The organism is Kitasatospora sp. NPDC114501, assembly GCF_055633695.1.
On sequence record NZ_JBVKDS010000015.1, the window covers coordinates 168,661 to 186,947 of the forward strand.

Below are 18,287 nucleotides of genomic sequence, written 5' to 3' on the forward strand. Positions count from 1 at the left end.
TCGGAACAGTCGGGCGACTGTATATGCCGTTGGACTGAATATGTAGTCCAACTGGTTCCGAAGGGGGAGCGTTCCCGGTGTTTCCCGGGGGTTACTGGTGTTTCCCGGTGGCTACTGGTGGTTCCCGGGCGCGCGGGGCGCTCAGCGCAGTCGCGAGGAGGACAGGATCGACGCCAGGTGGGCGACCACCATGCCCCAGGTGATCACCGTGATGCCCGCGAGCGTCCACCGCGTCGCGTCCAGGTTGCCGAGCCCGGTGTCCACCGCGGCCGCCGCCAGCAGTACCAGCGAGGCCTCGATGCCGTTCGTCACCCGGTGGATCTTGAACACCGAGGCGACCCTGCGGGCCGTCGCGATGCCCTGGGAACGCGGCTGCGTCGACTCCTCGGTCGCCGGGAGCTGCCCGCTGCGGGCCCGGGCCACGTCCACCAGGTCCGTCGAGGCCTTGAGCAGCACCACGCCCAGCGCGGCCGCCAGCCCCGCCGACACCCACAGCTCCGAGCCGCCGCGCGCCGCCCGTACGCCCGCACCGATCATCAGCGCGGCATCCGCCAGGTAGGCGCCGAGCCGGTCCACGTACACCCCGGCCATGCTGAACCGGCGCTTCCACCGCGCCACTTCGCCGTCCACACAGTCGAACAGCAGGAACAGCTGGAACAGCACGACGGCCAGCACCGCACCGGTCAGGCCCGGGATCAGCAGGGCCGCGCCGCCGCCGACCCCGCACGCCACCATCACCCAGGTGAGGGTGTTCGGCGACACCGGGGTGCGCACCAGCTGCCGGGTGGTCCGCAGCGAGATCCGCCGCATGTACAGCCGGCCCGCCCAGTGCTCGCCGTTGCGGCTCTGAAGCTTGGCCTGCGGCTGGCACACCTCGCGCAGCTCGGCGAGCGCCGGAGCAGCCACCATGACGACATCCCTCCACCTGTCCCGAAACGATCACCACAGGCTACGGCCTCCGGGGAAACGGCCGGACCAGCCGGTACGCCGCCGTACGCCGCCGTCCGTACCGGAAGTGTCCGCCGGTGGAAGGCCCGTGGAAGGCCCGTGGAACGGCAGTCGACCCGGGCGCCGTCCGGCTTCCGGACCCGGGTGCCGCCCGCCCACGGACCCCGCGGCCGTCGGCGAAAACCGGTGGGCCGCCCGAACGCCCCCGGGCTAGGCTGCGCGGGTTCGCCGGAACCCGAAGCCCCGGGCCCGACCGACCGCTCCCGCACACCGGTCGACGCGGTCCGCGCCGCCCCGGAGCGGAACGAGGAGCACAGACCCATGGTGACCACGGGCAGCCCGTCACAGAGCCCCGACCTGGCCTCACTGCTGGACGACCACCGCCCGCAGGGCCCGGTGGAGAGCGCCGACCACGAGCGGGCCCGCCGCCTCCTCGGCGTCGCCGACGCCTGGAACCGGGGCACCTTCCCGCTCCACTTCACTGCCTCCGCGCTGATCGTCCACCCGCCGACCCGCCGCGTCCTGCTGCGCTGGCACGTCCGCCAGCAGGCCTGGCTGCACGTCGGCGGCCACGGCGACCCGGGGGAGACCCGGCCGCTGGACATCGCCCTGCGCGAGGGGCTGGAGGAGACCGGCCTGACCGACCTCACCCCCTGGCCCGGCCCCGCCCTCGTCCACCTCGCCGTGGTGCCCGTCCCCGCCTCGCCCGCCGAACCCGTGCACGAGCACGCCGACCTGCGCTTCCTGCTGGCCACCGGCACCCCGGGGCAGGCCCGGCCGGAGAACCCGGCGTCCCCGCTGGAGTGGCTCACCGTCGAGGAGGCCAAGCGGCGGACCACCGAGGAGAACCTCCGGCAGACCCTCGACCGCGCCGCCCGCCTGCTGCCGACGGTCTGACCCACTTCCACTTCCGCCGCCGCCCGACCGACCCCCTCCTGGAGACCACCGGATGCACGCCGACCAGACCCTGATCTTCGACGCCGACGACACGCTCTGGGAGAACAACGTCCTCTTCGAGCGGGTCATCGACGGCTTTCTGGACTGGGTTGCCGCCCCCGCCGAGCACCAGCGCACCAGGGCCCTGTTCAACGAGATCGAGGCCGTCAACTCCGCCACCCTCGGCTACGGCGCCACCGTCTTCCGGCAGAGCCTCGCCGACTGCCTGCACCAGCTCAGCGGCCGCACCCCCACCGCCGAAGAGCACGCCCGGATCGACGCCCTGCTCACGCCGCTGACCAGCCGGAACGTCGAACTGATCGCCGGTGTCGCGGACACCCTGGCCGCCCTCGCCGACCGCCACCACCTGCTGCTGCTCACCAAGGGCGACCAGGGCGAACAGCAGCGCAAGGTGACCGAGTCCGCCATCGACCACCACTTCCGCGGCATCCACATCGTCGCCGAGAAGTCGGTCGACACCTACCGGCGGCTCACCGCCGACCTCGGCCTCGACCCCGACCGCACCTGGATGATCGGCAACTCGCCCAAGTCCGACATCGCCCCCGCCCGCCGGGCCGGCCTGCGCACCGTCTTCATCCCGCACGAGCACACCTGGGTGCTGGAGCACGCGGAACTCGGCCCGGACGAGGCGACGCTGCGGCTCGGGACCTTCCCCGAGCTGCTGCGCCACTTCTGACCGCGGCGTGCCGACCGCCGGCTGGCGTGGCTGATCAGGCGATCAGCGCGGCCGCCGGCACGGGCGTCCCGTCCCGGTACAGCCAGGCCCGCTCGGCAGCCGACCAGACGCCGGCCGTCAGCAGGTAGAGCACGGCGGCCACCGGCACCAGCGCCGCGAACAGCACCGACCCGAACGACAGGTACGGCATCAGTCCCGCCCCCGGCTGCGGGGCGGACTGCGCCGCCGTCGCCGTCGCCGCGCGCCGCACCCGGCGGAAGTTGACGAACCCGACCGCCGCCAGCCCGGCGAACAGCACCCCGAACACCGCCCACTGCCCGGCGCCGTGCGCGCCCGTGACGTGCAGGCCCAGCGGGACACCGAACAGGGTGTGGTCCAGCAGGTCGTTCGGGGTGGTGAACAGGCGGTACATCACCGAGAAGAACGGAACCTGCACCAGCAGCGGCAGGCACCCCGCGAACGGCGACACCCGCTCCTTCCGGTACATGTCGGCCAGCGCCTCCCGCAGCTTCTCCGGGCGCTTCCCGTACTTCTCCCTCAGCGCGACGACCTTCGGCGCCAGCCGCGCCCTGGCCTTCTCCCCGCGCGCCGCCGCCCGCGCCAACGGGTGCAGCGCCAGCCGGACGGCGACGGTGAACAGGACGATGGCCAGTGCGGTCGGCACCAGGTGGGCGACGGCGGCGACGACGGCGTGCGCCAGGGCGACGGCAGGATCGAGAACAGCGAGTACGGACATGGTGAAGCGAGCCCTCCGGGGTCTCAGGACATGAGTGATCGGCGGAGGACGGCCGCGCGGAACGGCTGTTGAGTGACTACGCGGCCGCCAGGGCCGCCCCCGGCGCCCTGGGGCGTCGCCTGCCCCGGGCGTCCGGATCACGCTGCGGAAGGAACGCCGTACCGAACGCCCGACGCCGCAGCACCCCGCTGCGCACCGCCGCCGGCGCCCGCGCTCCCGAAAGGCGCGCCCCGGCCAGCGCCCCGGCGACCGCCCCGGCCACCAGCACCACGGCCGCGACGGCGGCGACCGACGCGAGCATCCCGCTGTCGGCCACCAACTCCCCGGTCAGCACCCGGAGCAGGCCCAGCAGCATCGCCACCACGGTCACGGCGCGCTCTCCCTCCCGGTGCCCCGTCGGTCATCTGACGTACCAGCAGGACGATCCTACGGTTCGCCCGGTTCCCGCATCCATCGGGGAAGCCCCCTACGGTGCGTCCCCGGCCTCCACCCACACCCGCGTGCCACCGCCCGCCTCCGTCGCCAGCCAGAGCGTCGCCCCGAGCCGCTTGTTGTGCCCGGGCAGCGGCTCGGCGAGGAAGGAGCCCTCCCGCAACGGTCCCGCCGCCTTCGGATCTGGTGCCCCAGCCCGCTGGAACCCGTGTGATCGGCTGGGTCCTGCCGACGATGTCGAACTCCTTGGCGAGTCCGGTCTGGTGCAGCGTCGCCATGTCGTGGTCCGTGACGGTGGTGCCGGCGATCGGCGTGGTCTTGCCTTCATCCCCGTTGTAGCGGTCCCAGACGTTGACCTGGTACTGCAGCGACACCTGCGGCTTGCCGTCCGGTCCGGGGACGGCTGTCGCCACTCCGGATGTGAGGTACGGGTAACTCCCGATCGCGAAGTACCAGTTCGCGTCCTTGAAGCTGCGGTGTTCAACCGGGCTCTCGACGGGGATCGAGACCGGAACGCCTCCCGACTTCTCGAACGCCTCCACCGCGGCCTGGCGCCACTTGTCCTTGTTGGCGGCCCCGTACGGATGCGTCGCCGGGTCGACCTCCTCCTGGTTGAGCGCGCGCAGAGCCGTAGCCACGGCGTTGTCGGCTTCGGTGGCTGCCGTCAGGGCCGCGGTCATGACCTGGACGTGCTGCTGCACCTCGTCCCACTTCCGTTTCCGGTAGGCGATCGCCTCGGGGGCGTTGCGTTCTTCGGGAGGCAGGTCGGGCAGCGTGGTCGTGCCGTCGGCGGCCACGGTCGCGCCGAGGGCCTCGGCGTCGCCGATCGCCCGCAGCAGCTTCTGCTGGGCCTCGGCGAAGGCCTTCCTGGCCTGGTGCAGCGCGGCGGCGACGGCCAGCGCCTCGAAGTGGAAGGCGTGCAGCTCGTCGGCCGGGAACCCGATCTCGCGTACGGCCTCCTCAGCGGCCGCGCCGGTCCAGGGTCGGCTCCCGGACCCGGGGGCCGCGTAGGGGCCGCCGCCGCCCGAGAGGGGGCGTAGCACGCCGGAGCGCAGTTGGCCGGCGAGGTGCTCCACCTGGCCGGAGACGCCGTTCCAGGTGCCGCCCGCGTGGTCGAGGGAGTCGAAGGACGCGTGGCGGAGCAGGGCGAAGGTCACCATGGTCACGGCCCCTTGAAGTCGGCGGCGGCGGCGTTGTCGGCCGCGTGGTAGCTGCGGGCGGTGGCGTCCAGGCGGTCGGCGGTCAGGCCGAGCCGGTGGTCGAGGCTGGTCCAGCGGTCCTTCCACCAGGTGAGCGCCTGGGACAGCGCGGGGCCGCCGGCCCACCCGCCGGCCAGTGCCTGGACGGCTGCGGCGGTGTCGGGCTCGACGCGGCTGACGGCGAACCGCAGCTCACCCTGGAGCCGTCGGGATTCGCCGGAGGCCTGCTGGAGCACGGTCGGCTGGACCAGGACGGTCGAGCCGGTGCCCGTCCACGGCCCGGTCGGGCGGGACGGGTCGCCAGGATTGTGGGCGGTGGTGCGTCCTGGCCGTAGAGCCAGGGATTCTGGTCCCGCTCGCCGTTTCCGGTCATGACAGAAGCCCCCCTCTGTTCGAATGATCGGTGTTCGAACCCAGCGGATCGGGCGCGGTCGACGAGGGCTTCGGCGTGCTCGGGCGGGGTGTAGCCAGGGGTGCTACGCGGGGCTACCGTGGAGGGATGAGGACGATTACCCAGCGGGAGTTCCGGAACAACTCCGCCGCGGTGATGGACGCGGTGGAGGCGGGGGAGACCTTCCACATCACCAGGAACGGGGTCGAGGTCGCGGAGTTGCGGCCGGTGTCCGGGCGGCGGCGGCTCACGGCGGAGGAGCTGGTGGCGCGGCACGGGAAGCTGCCGCGGGTGGACTACCAGCGGATGCGCAAGGAGGCCGAGGAGTACTTCGGGCCCGAGGAGCTGGTGGGGGACGAGGGCGACGACCCGTTCGAGCGGCGGCGTGGCTGAGCGCCGCAGAGCGCCCCGGCGGCGGCCGGCCGGGGTGCTGGACACCTGCGTCTACATCGACCTGGCGCTGCTCGACCCCGCCCACCTGCCGGCCGTGCCGGAGCTGACCGCGATCACCTTCGCCGAGTTGCAGCAGGGCGTGTCGATGGCCCGGGACCCGGCCAGCCGGGCGGACCGGCTGGAGGTGCTGGGCGCGGCCATGGCGGACTTCGACCCGCTGCCCTTCGACGCGGCGGCCGCCGCCCGCTACGGGACGCTGGTCACCCTCACCATCGCCGCCGGTCGGCAGCCGCGCCCGCGCCGGATCGACCTGATGATCGCCGCGGTCGCCTCGGCCCACGGGCTGCCGCTGTACACCCGCAACCTGGCGGACTTCCGGGGGCTGGGCTCGGCGGTGGAGGTCATCGGGGTGTGAGGGCGGCGGTCCCGTCCTGCCCGGACCCCGGACCCGGACCCCGGTCAGCCCAGGCGGACCGCCGTCCCGGTCGCCGCGGAGGCGCGGGCGGCCTCCAGTACGGCCAGGGCGGCCACCGCGTCGCGCGGGTCGACCGGGGGCGGGGTGCCCGGGGTGGCCAGGGCGGCGGCGACGCCCGTGTAGAAGGCGGGGTAGTCGCCCGGCTCGGTCGGCAGCGAGATCGCGGACTCGTCGGTGCCGAGGGTCCCGTAGTGCGAGGGCTGGTCGGCGCCCCAGGGGCGGGTGCCGTCCGGGCGCAGGCCCGCCCGCAGGTCGGCCTCCTGCGGGTCCATGCCCGGCTTGACGTAGCCGGCGGTGTCCCCGAGCACCCGCAGCCGGGGGCCGATCAGCGGGGTGACGGCGCTGGTCCACAGGTGCGAGCGGGTGCCGGAGGCGTGGTTGAGGGCCAGGAAGGCGTCGTCGTCCACCACCGCTCCGTCGCGCCGCACGTCGATCTCCGCGTACACCGTCTCGACCGGCCCGAACAGGGTGAGCGCCTGGTCGACCAGGTGGCTGCCCAGGTCGTACAGGGTGCCGCCGACCTCGGCCGGGTCGGCCAGCTCCCGCCAGCCCGGCTTGGGCTTGGGGCGGAAGCGCTCGAAGCGGGACTCGAAGCGGTGCACCCGGCCGAGCGCGCCGCCGCGCACCAGCCGGCTCGCGGTCAGGAAGTCGCCGTCCCAGCGCCGGTTGTGGAAGACCGAGAGCAGCACGCCCCGCTCCTCGGCGAGCCGGCACAGCTCCAGCGCCTCGGCGGCGGTGCCGGCCAGCGGCTTGTCCACCACGGTGGCCAGGCCGGCCCGCAGGGCGGCGCGGGCGAGCGGCGCGTGGGTGCGGTTCGGCGAGGCGATGACGACCAGGTCGAGCGCGTCCGGGTCGGCGAGCAGCTGCTCGGGGGTGTCCACGGCGCGGGCGTCGGGGTGCTCCCGCGCCAGCTGGGCGCGCCGCTCGGGGTTGGCGGTGACCACGGCGTCCAGCCGCAGCCCCGGCGTGGTGGCGATCAGCGGCGCGTGGAACGCGGAGCCGGCCAGGCCGTAGCCGATCAGGCCGACGCGGAAAGGACCGGGGGTCGTCTGCGGGTTCATGCGCCTACTCAATCACGAGGCGCCCGGTTGCTCCCGGTTTCGACGGAACGCCCGCCGCCGGGAGGCCGCGTCCCGGTGGGCGGGACGTCCTGTTCCCGGCCAGGCGGGCGGATTAGGCTGTGCCGCGTCAGGGCCCTCGTATTTCGCAAGACGCTGCAACACTTCGGGAGACACGCACGTGGCAGAGCGCAAGCCCATCGAGTCCTGGCTGACCGACATGGACGGGGTCCTCATCCACGAGGGCACGCCGATCCCCGGTGCGGAGGAGTTCCTGCGCAGGCTGCGGGAGTCCGGCAAGCCCTTCCTGGTCCTCACCAACAACTCCATCTACACCCCGCGCGACCTCAGCGCCCGGCTCGCCGGGATGGGTCTGGAGGTGCCGGAGGAGTGCATCTGGACCTCCGCGCTGGCCACGGCCAGTTTCCTCAAGACCCAGCGGCCGCGGGGGACCGCGTACGTGATCGGCGAGGCGGGGCTCACCACCGCGCTGTACCAGGCCGGTTACGTGCTGACCGACAACAACCCCGACTACGTGGTGCTCGGCGAGACCCGCACCTACTCCTTCGAGGCGCTCACCAAGGCGATCCGCCTGATCAACCAGGGCGCCCGGTTCATCTGCACCAACCCGGACGAGACCGGCCCCTCCACCGAGGGCGTGCTGCCGGCCACCGGCTCGGTCGCGGCCCTGATCACCAAGGCGACCGGGGTGGAGCCGTACTTCGTCGGCAAGCCCAACCCGCTGATGATGCGCGAGGCGCTGAACACCGCCGGTGCCCACTCCGAGACGGCGGTGATGATCGGCGACCGGATGGACACCGACATCGTCGCGGGCATGGAGGCCGGCATGGAGACCATCCTGGTGCTCACCGGCCTGACCTCGGCCGCGGACGTGGAGCGCTTCCCGTACCGGCCGACCCGGGTGGTCAAGTCGATCGCGGACCTGGTCGAGCTGGTCTAGCCTCTGCGGTGCTGTCGTGGGCCCCGTTCCGGCCGGTCGCCGGGGCGGGGCCGCTTCGTACCTACGGGGAGGGCCGGGCGGATGGACATCACGGAGGAAGCGCGGGGGCCGGGGGAGAAGCGGGTCACCTGGGCGGAGCTCTACTTCGACCTGGTGTTCGTCTTCGCGATCACCCAGGTGTCCGGGCTGCTGCACCATCACCACGACATGGCCGGGCTGGTCCGGGCGCTGGTGGTGTTCGTGCCGGTGTACTGGTGCTGGGTGGGCACCACCGTGCAGGCCAACATCCGGGACGTGGACAACCTGCGGGACCGGCTGGGCATCCTGCTGGTCGGGCTGGCCGGCCTGTTCATGGCGCTGGCGGTCCCGGGCGCGTACGGCGGGCGGGGCGTGCTGCTCGGCGCCGCGTACTGGCTGGCCCGGATGGTGCTGCTGCTCCTGGTGGTCCGCATCCCGGGCGCGTGGCGCGGGCCGTACGGGGTGGGCGTGCTGGTCAGCGGCCCGCTGCTGGTGGCGGGCGGGCTGCTGCCGGAGGGGCCGCGGCTCGCGCTGTGGGCGGTGGCCGCGCTCGGCGACCTGGCCGCGCCGCTGGTGTTCCGGCGGCGGCTCGCGGTGGTGGCGTACCACCCGGCGCACATGCCGGAGCGGTTCGCGCTGTTCCTGCTGGTGGTGCTCGGCGAGTCGGTCGTCGGGATCGGCGGCACGGCGGCCGCGGCCCGGCTGGACGCGGCCGAACTCGCCACGGTGGCGGTCGCGTTCACCATCTCGGTGGGCCTGTGGTGGCAGTACTTCGTGTACGCGGCGGACGCCATGCGGCACGCCGTGGTGATCGCCGACTCGCGCCGGGACCTGGTCCGGCGGGTCTTCCAGTACGGGCACCTGGCCCTGGCCGCCGGGGTGATCGGGGTGGCGGTCGGCTTCGGGGAGACGGTCGCGGACCCGCGGCGGGCGCTCGGCGCGGGTCCGGTGGCGCTGCTGTACGGCGGGTGCGGGCTGTACCTGCTGACCTTCGGCTACACGCGCTGGATGATGTTCCGTCAGGTCGCGGCGACCCGGATCGCCGCGGCGGGGGTGGTGCTGGCGCTGCTGCCCGCGATGGTGCGGCTGCCGGCGCTGGTGGTGCTGCTGGTGCTCGCGGTGCTGCTGGTGGCGCTCAACGTGGTGGAGCACCTGCGGGTGGAGCGGCGGGGAGTGGAGCGGGAAGCGGGTCCGGGAGCGGGTCGGGAAGAAGGCCGGGGAGCGGGTCGGGAAGTGGATCCGGGAGCGGGGCGGGCGGTGGCCGCCGTCCGGAGTCCGGAAACCGCTCCGGGGGAGTGAGTTGTCGGTGGGGCTGTGTAGCGTTCGGGGTGCAAGAGGGCGTGCGGCGCAGCAGCCGCGGTGTGGGAGGTAGATGTCGTGACGGACACGGTCGAGGCGGGCGTGGTCGAGGCCGGCGCGGGCGGCGGGCTGGAGCTGCCCGAGTCCTGGCGCGGGGTGCTGGGCGCCGAGGTGGAGAAGCCGTACTTCGCCGAGCTGGCTGCGTTCGTGGCGGCCCAGCGCGCGGAGCACGAGGTGTTCCCCCCGAGCGGCCAGGAGTTCGCCGCGCTGGAGGCCACCCCGTACGACAAGGTCCGGGTGCTCGTGCTCGGCCAGGACCCTTACCACGACAACGGCCAGGCCCACGGCATGAGCTTCTCGGTGCTGCCGGGCACGAAGACGCCGCCGTCGCTGCGCAACATCTTCAAGGAGCTGGACGCCGACCTGGGCATCCCGGCCCCGGACAACGGCTACCTGATGCACTGGGCCGAGCAGGGCGTGCTGCTGCTCAACGCGGTGCTCACGGTCCGCGCGCACGAGGCCAACTCGCACAAGGCGAAGGGCTGGGAGAAGTTCACCGACGCGGTGATCAAGGCGGTGAGCGACCGCGAGGAGCCGGTCGTCTTCGTGCTGTGGGGCAACTACGCGAAGAAGAAGCTGCCGCTGATCGACACCACCAGGCACGTGGTGGTGCAGGGGGCGCACCCGTCGCCGCTGTCGGCCAAGCTGTTCTTCGGCAGCCGTCCGTTCTCGCAGATCAACGCCGCGCTGGACTCCTTCGGCGGCGAGTCGATCGACTGGCGGGTGCCGAACCTCAAGGAGGCCTGAGCCTCGGCGGGAGCGCCCCGGGCGGTGCTCCCCGAGTTCTGAGCGCCGGTGGCCGTGGGCCGGACGGGTTCGATGTCCCGTCCGCCCACGGCCACTTGCCGTTCACCGGCGGTGGCAGTCGGCCGGTTCCCGGTGTGCTTAGCTGGTGCCGACCGGTCGCCGGACCGGTCCCGGGGAGGGGCGGTACGTGCGCGGGCTGGGGCGGACAGGGACGTTGCGGGGGGCCGCGGCAGCGCTGCTGGCCGGGGTGGTGCTGGCGGCCGTGTCCGGGTGCAGCGGATCGACGGGCGGTGGCGCACCGGGCGCCGCTCCGGCGGGCCAGGGCCAGGGCCAGGGCCAGGGCCCGGCGGCGGCCGGCGGCCCGGGTGCGGGCGGACCCGGTAGCTCGGGTGCCGGCGCGGTCGGCGGCCCGAGTGCGGACGGGGCCCTGGCGCAGCTCCCCGGACAGACCTTCTACGTCTCCGACCGGACCAACGCCGCCCACCAGGTGACCGCGCTGCGCGGCCAGGGCCGGACGGCGGAGGCCGACACACTGCTGCGGATCGCCGCCCAGCCCTCCTCCCAGTGGCTCGGCGAGCAGGGCGCCAAGGAGATCGCCGAGCAGGTGAGCCGGCGGGCCACCGAGGCGGGCCGGACGGCGGTCTTCGTCGCGTACGACATCCCGCACCGCGACTGCGGCCAGTACTCGGCCGGCGGCGCCCCCGACGCGGCCGCCTACCGGGCCTGGATCACCGGCGTCGCCCAGGCCCTCGGCGACCGCAAGGCGTGGGTGGTGCTGGAGCCGGACGCCGTCGCGCACACCCTGGACAGCTGCGGGATCAAGGGCGACCTGGCCGCCGAGCGGTACGGCCTGCTGGCGTTCGCCGTCCAGGAGCTGAAGAAGAACCCGAACGCGCGGGTCTACCTGGACGCGGGCAACCCCGGCTGGGCCCAGGACCCGGAGGAACTGGCAACGGCCCTGCGCAAGTCGGGCATCGCGGCGGCGGACGGCTTCGCCGTGAACGTCGCCAACTTCTACGACACCGACCGGAACGCGGCGTACGGCGCCAGGCTCTCCGCGGCCCTGGGCGGGAAGAACTTCGTCATCGACACCAGCCGCAGCGGCAACGGCGCGCTGGGCGGCGACGCCTGGTGCAACCCGTCCGGGCGGGCGCTCGGCGAGCGGCCGACCACCGAGACCGGCCGGCCCGGGGTGGACGCCTACCTGTGGATCAAGAACCCGGGGGAGTCGGACGGCGACTGCGGCCGGGGCGAGCCCCGGGCGGGCGAGTTCTGGCTGCCGTACGCGCTGGGGCTGGCGCAGACGGCGCGCTGAGGCGGCCCGCGTCCGCGTCCGGGCCGGTGCCCGGGCGTCAGGCGGTGACCTGGATCCAGCGGGCGACCGACGGGGTTCCGGCGGCGTCCGTCAGGAACAGCATGTACCAGCCCGGCGGCAGCAGGTCGGGGTTGCCGGGCAGGGTGAGCGAGACGCCGTCCGCCGTCCGTCCGGCGAGGTCCAGGGCCACCGAGCGCTGCTCGACGTCCGTCACGTGGGTGACCGAACTCGGCCTGATCAGCTTGGCGGTGGCGACCGCCTCCGGCCGAGCCGTCCCGACGGTGACGGTGCCGCCGAGCCTGGCCGACTCCGGAACGGCCCCTACCTGCGGGCGGTCGCCGTGGTACAGGTACGGCGGGGTCCAGATCTCGATGCGCTGCTCGAAGCCGCCCGGCTGGGTCTCGGCCTTGTCCGCGAAGAGCGGGTTGGAGCCCAGCACGGCGACCCGGCCGTCCGGCAGCAGCAGCGCCTCGGAGTGGTAGTCGCGGCCCACGGTCGGCTCGGCGGCGGTGCTGAAGCTGTTGGTGTCCGGGTGGTACACCTGCGCCTTGAGCAGGTCGCTGTCGCCCCGGCCGCGGTAGCCGCTGGAGCCGCCGGTGGTGAAGACGGTGTCGTCCGGGAGGATCACGCTGTTGAGGTAGCGGGTGCCGCCGGCCGGCAGGTCCGGGCCCGGGGTGAAGGCGGGGGCGGCGGAGGAGAGGTCCGCGATGTCGGTGCGGGCCGTGGACAGCGGCGACTCGCCGACACCGCCGCCGCCGAGCACCATCACCTTCTGCGCCTGCGCGGGCGGCAGCAGCACCGAGGAGGAGGTCTCGGTGAGGCCCGGGTCGCGAAGGCCGGGGACGGGCTGGAAGGCCCCGTTCGCCAGGTCCCACACGCCGGGCTCGCGGCCCTTGTCGCCGGGGCCGTAGCCGCCGTTGGAGCCCGAGTAGAAGAGCTTGCCGGAGGCGGTGAGGAAGATCGCCGGGTAGGTCGGGAAGTAGTGGTCGGGGCCCTTGGACCAGGACTTGCTCTTCGGGTCGTAGATCTCGTTGTCGTTGCCGTCGAGGATCTCCCCGGTGTCGTCCAGCCCGGAGACGGTGACCACCCGGCCGTCGCCCAGCCCGGTCAGCGTCGGGTACCAGCGGGCGTGGGCCATGTCGGTGACCGGCTCGTACAGCTCGGTGTCCGGGTTGAACTCGAAGGCCGAGCGGATGCCCTGGTACTCCTGTTTGTCCAGGGTGAGCTTCTCGTTCTGCCCGTACAGGTTGTGGGCGTCGGTGCCGCTCAGGCCCTTGATCCGGTACTGGGCGGGGGAGCCGGAGACGTAGTCCGGACCCGGGCCGACCGCCTCCACGTACACGTGCTGCTCCCCGGCGGTGACCACCGTCTGCTCGCCGGAGCCGGTCTTGGTCGCGGCCGGGACGGTCACCGGGCCGGTGCTGGCGTACTCGTGGCCGTTCGGGGAGACGAAGACGGTGCCCTTCGGGAAGGTCCGGTCGCGCTCCGGGCTCTCGTTGCGCACCCGCATGATGCCGGCCGCCTTCTTCACGGCGCCGGCCAGCTTCTCGTAGCGCTGGGTGCCGCCGGCCACCAGGACGCGGCCGTCCGGCAGCGAGGTGTGGCCGCCGCAGAACATGTCCGCCGGGGTGGGGACCATCTTGTAGGTGTTCCCGGCCGGGTCCCAGAGCAGGCTCTTGAAGGTGCCCGCATTGAACTGCTTCTCGTCGTTGCCGGAGCCCGCCACGATCAGGACCTTGCCGGTGCGCAGCAGGGTCGCGTGCACGGCGTTCACCCGGAACTCGGCGGGCAGCGACAGGGTCTGCCAGTGGCCGTACCGCGCCTTGTACTCGGGGCGGTTGATCACGTAGTGGTGGTACTGCTCGGAGGCGAAGCCGAGGACGGCCGGTGCGTTCATCCCGGCCACGGTCAGCGCGACGGTGCTGCCGAGGGCGAGGCGCTTGGTGCGGCCGGCCTTGTGGATCTTCACGGTGGGTGCTCCCCTCGGGAGGTGGTCGGGGGCGGGGCGGGGCGGCTCTGGTACTGGTCGGTGGGCGGTGCTGGTCGGTGGGCGGTGCTGGTCGGTGGGCGGTGCTGTTCAGTGGGAGGGCGTGCCGCTGCGGGCGTGGTCGGGTGCGGTCCGTACGGGCTGTGCCGGGTCGGTGGGCCTGGCGGCTCGAGAGTCGCGGGCGTGGCGCGGGCGGCGCTTCTCCAGGACGACCCTCGGAGCCGCCGTCGGGCCGCCGGTGACGGTGAGGGTGGCAGTGGGGCGGGTCCGGCGGCGGCGGACGGCGTCGCCGGCGCTGATCAGGACCGGCAGGAGGGTGAGCGCCAGGGCGATCCAGGCCCAGGTGCGCATCGCGGCGTGGTCGTAGCCGGTGAAGTAGGAGGCGGTGATCGCGCCGCCGAACACCAGGGTCCAGAACAGGTGGAAGCGGAAGGTGCCGAACCGGTCGGTACTGGCCGAGCGGCCCTTCGGCGTCACCACGAAGCGGCTGCGGCGGCGCACCAGTGCCTGGAGCAGCGAGGCCGCGTAGATCGGACCGCAGAGCGCCGACATCGCCATGCCGGCGACCCCCGAGGAGCCGGCCGGCTCGTGCGGGCTCACGTTGTGCTTGCGGTTCCAGGTGTAGAGGAGGAGTTGGAGCGCGGCGGCGTCGCTGTAGAGCATCATCCAGATCTCCGAGGAGACGTGCACGCCCGAGGCGCCGAAGCCCAGGTAGAGCACGCTGGACAGACCGCCGAGCAGCCAGGTGAGCGCCGCCATCGGGTAGAAGCCCACCATCAGCGAGTAGTTGAGCAGCCGCCCGGGCGACAGCCGCCACAGCACCCGCCAGTACTGGGTGAGCAGGGTCTCGTAGGTGCCGCGGCTCCAGCGCAGTTGCTGGGAGAAGAAGTCGGTCCAGGAGGACGGCCCTTCGCCCACCGCGAGCACGTCCGGGGTGTACACGGACTTCCAGCGTTCCCCGGTCCGCGGGTTTCGGCTCCGGTGGAACTCCAGACCGGTCGCCATGTCCTCGGTGACGGAGTCGTACAACCCGCCGATCGACTGGAGTGCGCGGATTCTGACGGCGTTGTTGGTGCCCACGAACATGGGCGCGCCGTAACGGTTTCCGGCGCGTTGGATGAGGGCGTGGAAGAGGTACTGCTGGCTCTCGGAGAATTTGGTGACGGCCGAACCGGAGCTGCGGTAGTTCCCGTACACCTGGGGCCCGACCACGAATGCCACGTCGGGGTCGCGGAAGTAGCCGAGCATCCGCTCGCAGAAGTCCGGCAGCGGAACGTGGTCGGTGTCCACGGACACCCAGAACTCGTAGTCGTCGCCGTGGGCCTGGAGCCAGGCGTTGTAGTTGCCGTGCTTGGTCCCGGCGCGGAACCTGCCCTTCGGCCGGTTCCAGTGCGGCCGGCCGGCGCGACTGAAGTGGTGTACGCCCAGCGCGGTGCAGAGCGCCTGCATTGCAGGATCGTTTCCCTCGTCCAACAGCCAGACGTCGTACGGGCCGTCGTGCCGTACGGCGCGGGCCGCGGTGAGGGTGGCCCGGACCATCTCCGGCGGCTCCTTGCCCGGCACGCAGGTGGTGAGGAAGGCGACCCGGGTGCCGGGCTCGGGTGTCACCGGGACCGGATCGCGGGCGACCAGCGTGGCGTGGGTGTTGGAGACGACGTTGACCAGCCGGAACACCTCGACGACGGCGATGATGCCGATCATCACCTTGTCGCCGAGCAGCACCAGGCCGTTCGTCTCGTCCAGTCGCTCGGGCCAGTGCTCCGGCAGCAGCAGCCAGACCAGCAGCACCGCCTCCACCACGGGGGCGGCCGTCAGCAGCAGGGCGGCGCGGATCCGGTGCGGCTCGCGGCGCAGCAGGCTGCGGTACCGCACGCGGTACGGGGTTTCGGGCGGTGGCTCGTACGGGGCGGGGTCGTGCGGGGTGGGTACGTGCGCGGCGGTGCTGGGTGAGGCGGTGCTGGGTGAGGCGGGCACGTACGACGTGGCCGGTTCGGGCCAGTAGACGCCGCCGCCGAGGTCGTCGTCCTCGTCCGGGTCGTGGGCCGGGCCCGCGAGACGGCTGAAGTGACCGTAGTCGTAAGGGGCTTCGGGTACGGGAACGTCGCTCAGGGCGGCCTCCTCCAGCTGCCCGGCACCTCGCCCGTGGGCCGTTCCGACGCCCTTTCGTCGCGAGAACGGCATGGTCATAGCTACTCCCCCCGGAGTTCGAGACGTGTGCGCCTCGCTCGGCTGGCTCGGCTTCTGCGTGGGCTTGCCTCGACTCGGAGCCGTCCGGGGCGGAACAGGGGGAACCGGTCGGAATCAGCCGACACGCGACCCGGTGAACTGCGGTTCTCCGGCGGTTTCCGGGCTGTCCAGCAAATTTCGGCGTGTGCGGCCGGTTCGGTTGTACGGCGGTAGGGCGGCCTCGAATCCGGGATCCCGATGCACTCTCCAGCTTCCCCTCCGGGCACGTCGGGATCCTTGGCCGCCTCAACTCTCCCTGAGCGCAACGGTGATCGCAACCAATCCGGGAGATCGCCGCCGCCCAGGCATGAAGATGCCGTGGTTCCCGGCCAATCCGGCGGGTGCGGGTGCTATTGCGGCGAATTCGTTCCGGTCGGGCGGATCGGTGGAACTCGGAAGCGGAGGAGGGCGGTGGTGGAGGCGGGCGCGGAGGCAACGGGACGGCCGGACCGCCTTCGGGGCGATCCGGCCGTCCGTGCTGGGCCGTGCTGGGCCGTGCTGGGCCGTGTTGGGGCCGTGTTGGGGCCGTGTTGGGGCCGTGTTGGGTTCGGGCGGGGTTCGGGCTCCTGGGACTGGGCTGGTCAGAGCGGGGGCAGCAGGGGTGCGCCGGTCGCCGCCTGCACCGTCGCGAAGTCCACGCCCGGCGCCGTCTCCACCACCCGTAGCCCCTCCGGGGTCACGTCGACCACCGCGAGGTCCGTGACGATCCGGTCCACAACTCTCCGGCCAGTAGCCGGAAGCGACAGATTCTCGACGATCTTCGGCGAGCCGTCCCGGGCGGTGTGCTCCATCACCACGATCAGCCGACGGGCCCCGTGCACCAGGTCCATCGCGCCGCCCATGCCCTTGACCATTTTGCCGGGGATCATCCAGTTGGCGAGGTCCCCGGCGGCCGACACCTGCATCGCACCGAGCACCGAGACGTCGATCCGCCCGGCCCGGATCATGCCGAAGGAGAAGGCGGAGTCGAAGTACGAGGCACCGGGCGCGACCGTCACCGTCTCCTTCCCGGCGTTGATCAGGTCGGCGTGCTCGGCGCCCTCCTCCGGGTACGGGCCGACGCCGAGGACGCCGTTCTCCGAGTGCAGCACCACCTCGACGCCCGGCGGAAGGTGGTCGGGGATCAGGGTCGGCAGGCCGATGCCCAGGTTCACGTACTGGCCGTCGCGCAACTCGCGCGCGGCGCGGGCGGCCAGGGCGTTGCGCGGGTCGAGGGCGGTGGCGGTGGCGGTGGCGGTGGCGGGGACCTCGGCGACGGCCGGGGGCGGGGCCGGGGTGGTTGCGGTGGGGGCGGCGGTCTCGGTGGGCATCGGGTCAGGCCTCCTGGAGTGCGGGGCGGACGGTCCGGCGCTCGACGCGGCGGTCCCGGGGGTCGGCGGCCACCACCCGGTCGACGTACACCCCGGGCAGGTGCACCGCGTCCGGAGGGAGTTCGCCCGGCTCGACGATCCGGTCCGCCTCGACCAGGGTGATCCGGCCCGCCGTCGCGCAGAGCGGGTTGAAGTTCCGGGCGGCGGCGTGGAACACGCAGTTGCCGTGCCGGTCCGCCACCTCGGCCCGGATCAGCGCGAAGTCCGCAGTGATCGCCTCCTCCAGCAGGTACCGGCGGCCGCCGAACTCGCGGACCTCCTTCGGCGGGGAGGCCAGGGCCACCGAGCCGTCGGCCGCGTAGCGCCAGGGCAGCCCGCCCTCCTCGATCTGGGTGCCGACCCCGGCCGGGGTGAAGAACGCCGGGATTCCGGCTCCGCCGGCCCGCAGCCGCTCGGCCAGCGTGCCCTGCGGGGTCAGTTCCACCTCCAGTTCGCCGGAGAGGTACTGCCGGGCGAACTCCTTGTTCTCCCCGACGTACGAGGAGGTCATCCGGGCGATCCGGCCCGCCCGCAGCAGCAGGCCCAGCCCCCAGTCGTCCACCCCGCAGTTGTTCGAGACCACCCGCAGCCCGGTGGTGCCGGAGTCCACCAGGGCGCCGATCAGCGTGCTCGGGATGCCGCAGAGGCCGAAGCCGCCGACGGCCAGCACCGCGCCGTCGGGGATGTCCCCGACCGCGTCGGCGGGGGAGTCCAGGACCTTGTCCAAGGGGTCACCTCGTGAGGGAGTGGGAGGAGGGGGTGGGAGGGGGAGGGGCGTGTGGGAGGGAGCGGGCGGTGCGAGGGGGCCGGGGGGAGTGGGCAGGGGGAGGGTCGGGGGCAGGCGGGAGGGCAGGCGGAAGGGGTGGCCGGCGGGCTCGGGAACCGCGCGGAGCCCGTGGCCGCACCAGGCCGGGCTGGGGTCCTGCCTGGGCCGGACCGGGTCGGGCACGCCGCTGGGGTGGCTGCCGCCGGACGGGCTCCGCGCTGCTCCACCGTCACCGGCCGGGGGCCGCCTCAGCCATGGCGGCCACCCCCATGGGTGATCGGGGAACCATGTCGG

The 18,287-nt window shown here is 73.2% G+C and carries 18 protein-coding genes; 8 read left to right on the plus strand and 10 right to left on the minus strand.

Features of this window, described 5'->3' with window-relative positions; translation table 11 throughout:
* Window positions 1-141: 141 nt before the first annotated feature.
* Complete coding sequence (locus ACZ7RU_RS27040) at window positions 142-909, minus strand: CDP-alcohol phosphatidyltransferase family protein (RefSeq protein WP_470343556.1); 768 nt, start codon at window positions 907-909, stop codon at window positions 142-144.
* Between the two features lie 360 nt (window positions 910-1,269).
* On the opposite strand from ACZ7RU_RS27040, the gene ACZ7RU_RS27045 reads away from it, so the two are divergent.
* Together ACZ7RU_RS27045 and ACZ7RU_RS27050 are read left to right on the plus strand one after the other, a co-directional pair.
* Window positions 1,270-1,845, plus strand: a complete 576-nt coding sequence (locus tag ACZ7RU_RS27045) for an NUDIX hydrolase (RefSeq protein WP_470343557.1) — start codon at window positions 1,270-1,272, stop codon at window positions 1,843-1,845.
* Between the two features lie 52 nt (window positions 1,846-1,897).
* The gene (locus ACZ7RU_RS27050; protein WP_470343558.1) at window positions 1,898-2,581 is read left to right on the plus strand and encodes an HAD family hydrolase; all 684 of its coding nucleotides are present in this window, start codon (window positions 1,898-1,900) and stop codon (window positions 2,579-2,581) included.
* A 34-nt stretch (window positions 2,582-2,615) separates the two neighbouring features.
* Here ACZ7RU_RS27050 and ACZ7RU_RS27055 read toward each other — a convergent pair whose 3' ends face one another.
* From ACZ7RU_RS27055 to ACZ7RU_RS27070, 4 genes are all read right to left on the minus strand, one after another.
* A complete protein-coding gene (locus ACZ7RU_RS27055) occupies window positions 2,616-3,317 on the minus strand; it encodes a YidC/Oxa1 family membrane protein insertase (protein WP_470343559.1) in 702 nt (233 codons plus the stop codon).
* Window positions 3,318-3,393: 76 nt separating this feature from the next.
* A complete protein-coding gene (locus ACZ7RU_RS27060) occupies window positions 3,394-3,501 on the minus strand; it encodes a DUF6412 domain-containing protein (protein WP_380339505.1) in 108 nt (35 codons plus the stop codon).
* Entirely contained in the window at window positions 3,455-4,909 is a 1,455-nt protein-coding gene (locus ACZ7RU_RS27065) for a hypothetical protein (RefSeq protein WP_470343560.1), read from the minus strand. The genes ACZ7RU_RS27060 and ACZ7RU_RS27065 overlap by 47 nt, the downstream gene beginning before the upstream one ends.
* A 2-nt stretch (window positions 4,910-4,911) precedes the next feature.
* Complete coding sequence (locus ACZ7RU_RS27070) at window positions 4,912-5,184, minus strand: hypothetical protein (RefSeq protein WP_470343561.1); 273 nt, start codon at window positions 5,182-5,184, stop codon at window positions 4,912-4,914.
* Window positions 5,185-5,447: 263 nt separating this feature from the next.
* Between ACZ7RU_RS27070 and ACZ7RU_RS27075 the strand changes: the two genes are divergently transcribed.
* Both ACZ7RU_RS27075 and ACZ7RU_RS27080 read left to right on the plus strand, forming a co-directional pair.
* Complete coding sequence (locus ACZ7RU_RS27075; protein ID WP_470343562.1) at window positions 5,448-5,732, plus strand: type II toxin-antitoxin system Phd/YefM family antitoxin; 285 nt, start codon at window positions 5,448-5,450, stop codon at window positions 5,730-5,732.
* Window positions 5,725-6,147, plus strand: coding sequence for a PIN domain-containing protein (locus tag ACZ7RU_RS27080; protein WP_470343563.1), 423 nt, complete (start codon window positions 5,725-5,727; stop codon window positions 6,145-6,147). Before ACZ7RU_RS27075 ends, ACZ7RU_RS27080 begins: the two co-directional genes overlap by 8 nt.
* A 44-nt stretch (window positions 6,148-6,191) precedes the next feature.
* Here ACZ7RU_RS27080 and ACZ7RU_RS27085 read toward each other — a convergent pair whose 3' ends face one another.
* On the minus strand, window positions 6,192-7,268 hold the full coding sequence (locus ACZ7RU_RS27085; protein ID WP_470343564.1) for a Gfo/Idh/MocA family oxidoreductase: 1,077 nt from the start codon (window positions 7,266-7,268) through the stop codon (window positions 6,192-6,194).
* 178 nt (window positions 7,269-7,446) lie between these two features.
* Here ACZ7RU_RS27085 and ACZ7RU_RS27090 point away from each other — a divergent pair, with 178 nt between their 5' ends.
* The 4 genes from ACZ7RU_RS27090 (at window position 7,447) to ACZ7RU_RS27105 (ending at window position 11,665) form a co-directional block, all read left to right on the plus strand.
* Window positions 7,447-8,226 carry an HAD-IIA family hydrolase gene (locus tag ACZ7RU_RS27090; protein ID WP_470343565.1) on the plus strand — a complete coding sequence of 260 codons (780 nt, stop codon included), beginning with the start codon at window positions 7,447-7,449 and terminating at the stop codon, window positions 8,224-8,226.
* Window positions 8,227-8,307: 81 nt separating this feature from the next.
* A complete protein-coding gene (locus ACZ7RU_RS27095; protein WP_470343566.1) occupies window positions 8,308-9,543 on the plus strand; it encodes a low temperature requirement protein A in 1,236 nt (411 codons plus the stop codon).
* Window positions 9,544-9,621: 78 nt separating this feature from the next.
* On the plus strand, window positions 9,622-10,350 hold the full coding sequence (locus ACZ7RU_RS27100) for a uracil-DNA glycosylase (protein WP_470343567.1): 729 nt from the start codon (window positions 9,622-9,624) through the stop codon (window positions 10,348-10,350).
* A gap of 214 nt (window positions 10,351-10,564) precedes the next feature.
* Window positions 10,565-11,665: a glycoside hydrolase family 6 protein gene (locus ACZ7RU_RS27105; protein ID WP_470343568.1), complete on the plus strand. Its 1,101-nt coding sequence runs from the start codon at window positions 10,565-10,567 to the stop codon at window positions 11,663-11,665.
* A 37-nt stretch (window positions 11,666-11,702) separates the two neighbouring features.
* Here the strand turns inward: ACZ7RU_RS27105 and glxA are convergent, their stop codons facing one another.
* The 4 genes from glxA to ACZ7RU_RS27125 form a co-directional block, all read right to left on the minus strand.
* On the minus strand, window positions 11,703-13,634 hold the full coding sequence (gene glxA / locus ACZ7RU_RS27110) for a radical copper oxidase GlxA (RefSeq protein WP_470343569.1): 1,932 nt from the start codon (window positions 13,632-13,634) through the stop codon (window positions 11,703-11,705).
* Between the two features lie 108 nt (window positions 13,635-13,742).
* Window positions 13,743-15,839, minus strand: a complete 2,097-nt coding sequence (locus ACZ7RU_RS27115; RefSeq protein ID WP_470343570.1) for a glycosyltransferase family 2 protein — start codon at window positions 15,837-15,839, stop codon at window positions 13,743-13,745.
* A gap of 620 nt (window positions 15,840-16,459) precedes the next feature.
* Window positions 16,460-17,188 (minus strand): 3-oxoacid CoA-transferase subunit B, encoded by a 729-nt coding sequence (locus ACZ7RU_RS27120; protein WP_470343571.1) that lies wholly within the window; start codon window positions 17,186-17,188, stop codon window positions 16,460-16,462.
* Window positions 17,189-17,192: 4 nt separating this feature from the next.
* On the minus strand, window positions 17,193-17,954 hold the full coding sequence (locus ACZ7RU_RS27125) for a CoA transferase subunit A (protein WP_470343572.1): 762 nt from the start codon (window positions 17,952-17,954) through the stop codon (window positions 17,193-17,195).
* Window positions 17,955-18,287 lie beyond the last annotated feature (333 nt).

Bases quoted from the DNA above. Each gene is read 5' to 3' on its own strand.
- ACZ7RU_RS27040 (WP_470343556.1), bottom strand. From the start codon at position 909: ATGGTGGCTGCTCCGGCGCTCGCCGAGCTGCGCGAGGTGTGCCAGCCG.
- ACZ7RU_RS27045 (WP_470343557.1), top strand. From the start codon at position 1,270: ATGGTGACCACGGGCAGCCCGTCACAGAGCCCCGACCTGGCCTCACTG.
- ACZ7RU_RS27050 (WP_470343558.1), top strand. From the start codon at position 1,898: ATGCACGCCGACCAGACCCTGATCTTCGACGCCGACGACACGCTCTGG.
- ACZ7RU_RS27055 (WP_470343559.1), bottom strand. From the start codon at position 3,317: ATGTCCGTACTCGCTGTTCTCGATCCTGCCGTCGCCCTGGCGCACGCC.
- ACZ7RU_RS27065 (WP_470343560.1), bottom strand. From the start codon at position 4,909: ATGGTGACCTTCGCCCTGCTCCGCCACGCGTCCTTCGACTCCCTCGAC.
- ACZ7RU_RS27075 (WP_470343562.1), top strand. From the start codon at position 5,448: ATGAGGACGATTACCCAGCGGGAGTTCCGGAACAACTCCGCCGCGGTG.
- ACZ7RU_RS27085 (WP_470343564.1), bottom strand. From the start codon at position 7,268: ATGAACCCGCAGACGACCCCCGGTCCTTTCCGCGTCGGCCTGATCGGC.
- ACZ7RU_RS27095 (WP_470343566.1), top strand. From the start codon at position 8,308: ATGGACATCACGGAGGAAGCGCGGGGGCCGGGGGAGAAGCGGGTCACC.
- ACZ7RU_RS27115 (WP_470343570.1), bottom strand. From the start codon at position 15,839: ATGACCATGCCGTTCTCGCGACGAAAGGGCGTCGGAACGGCCCACGGG.
- ACZ7RU_RS27120 (WP_470343571.1), bottom strand. From the start codon at position 17,188: ATGCCCACCGAGACCGCCGCCCCCACCGCAACCACCCCGGCCCCGCCC.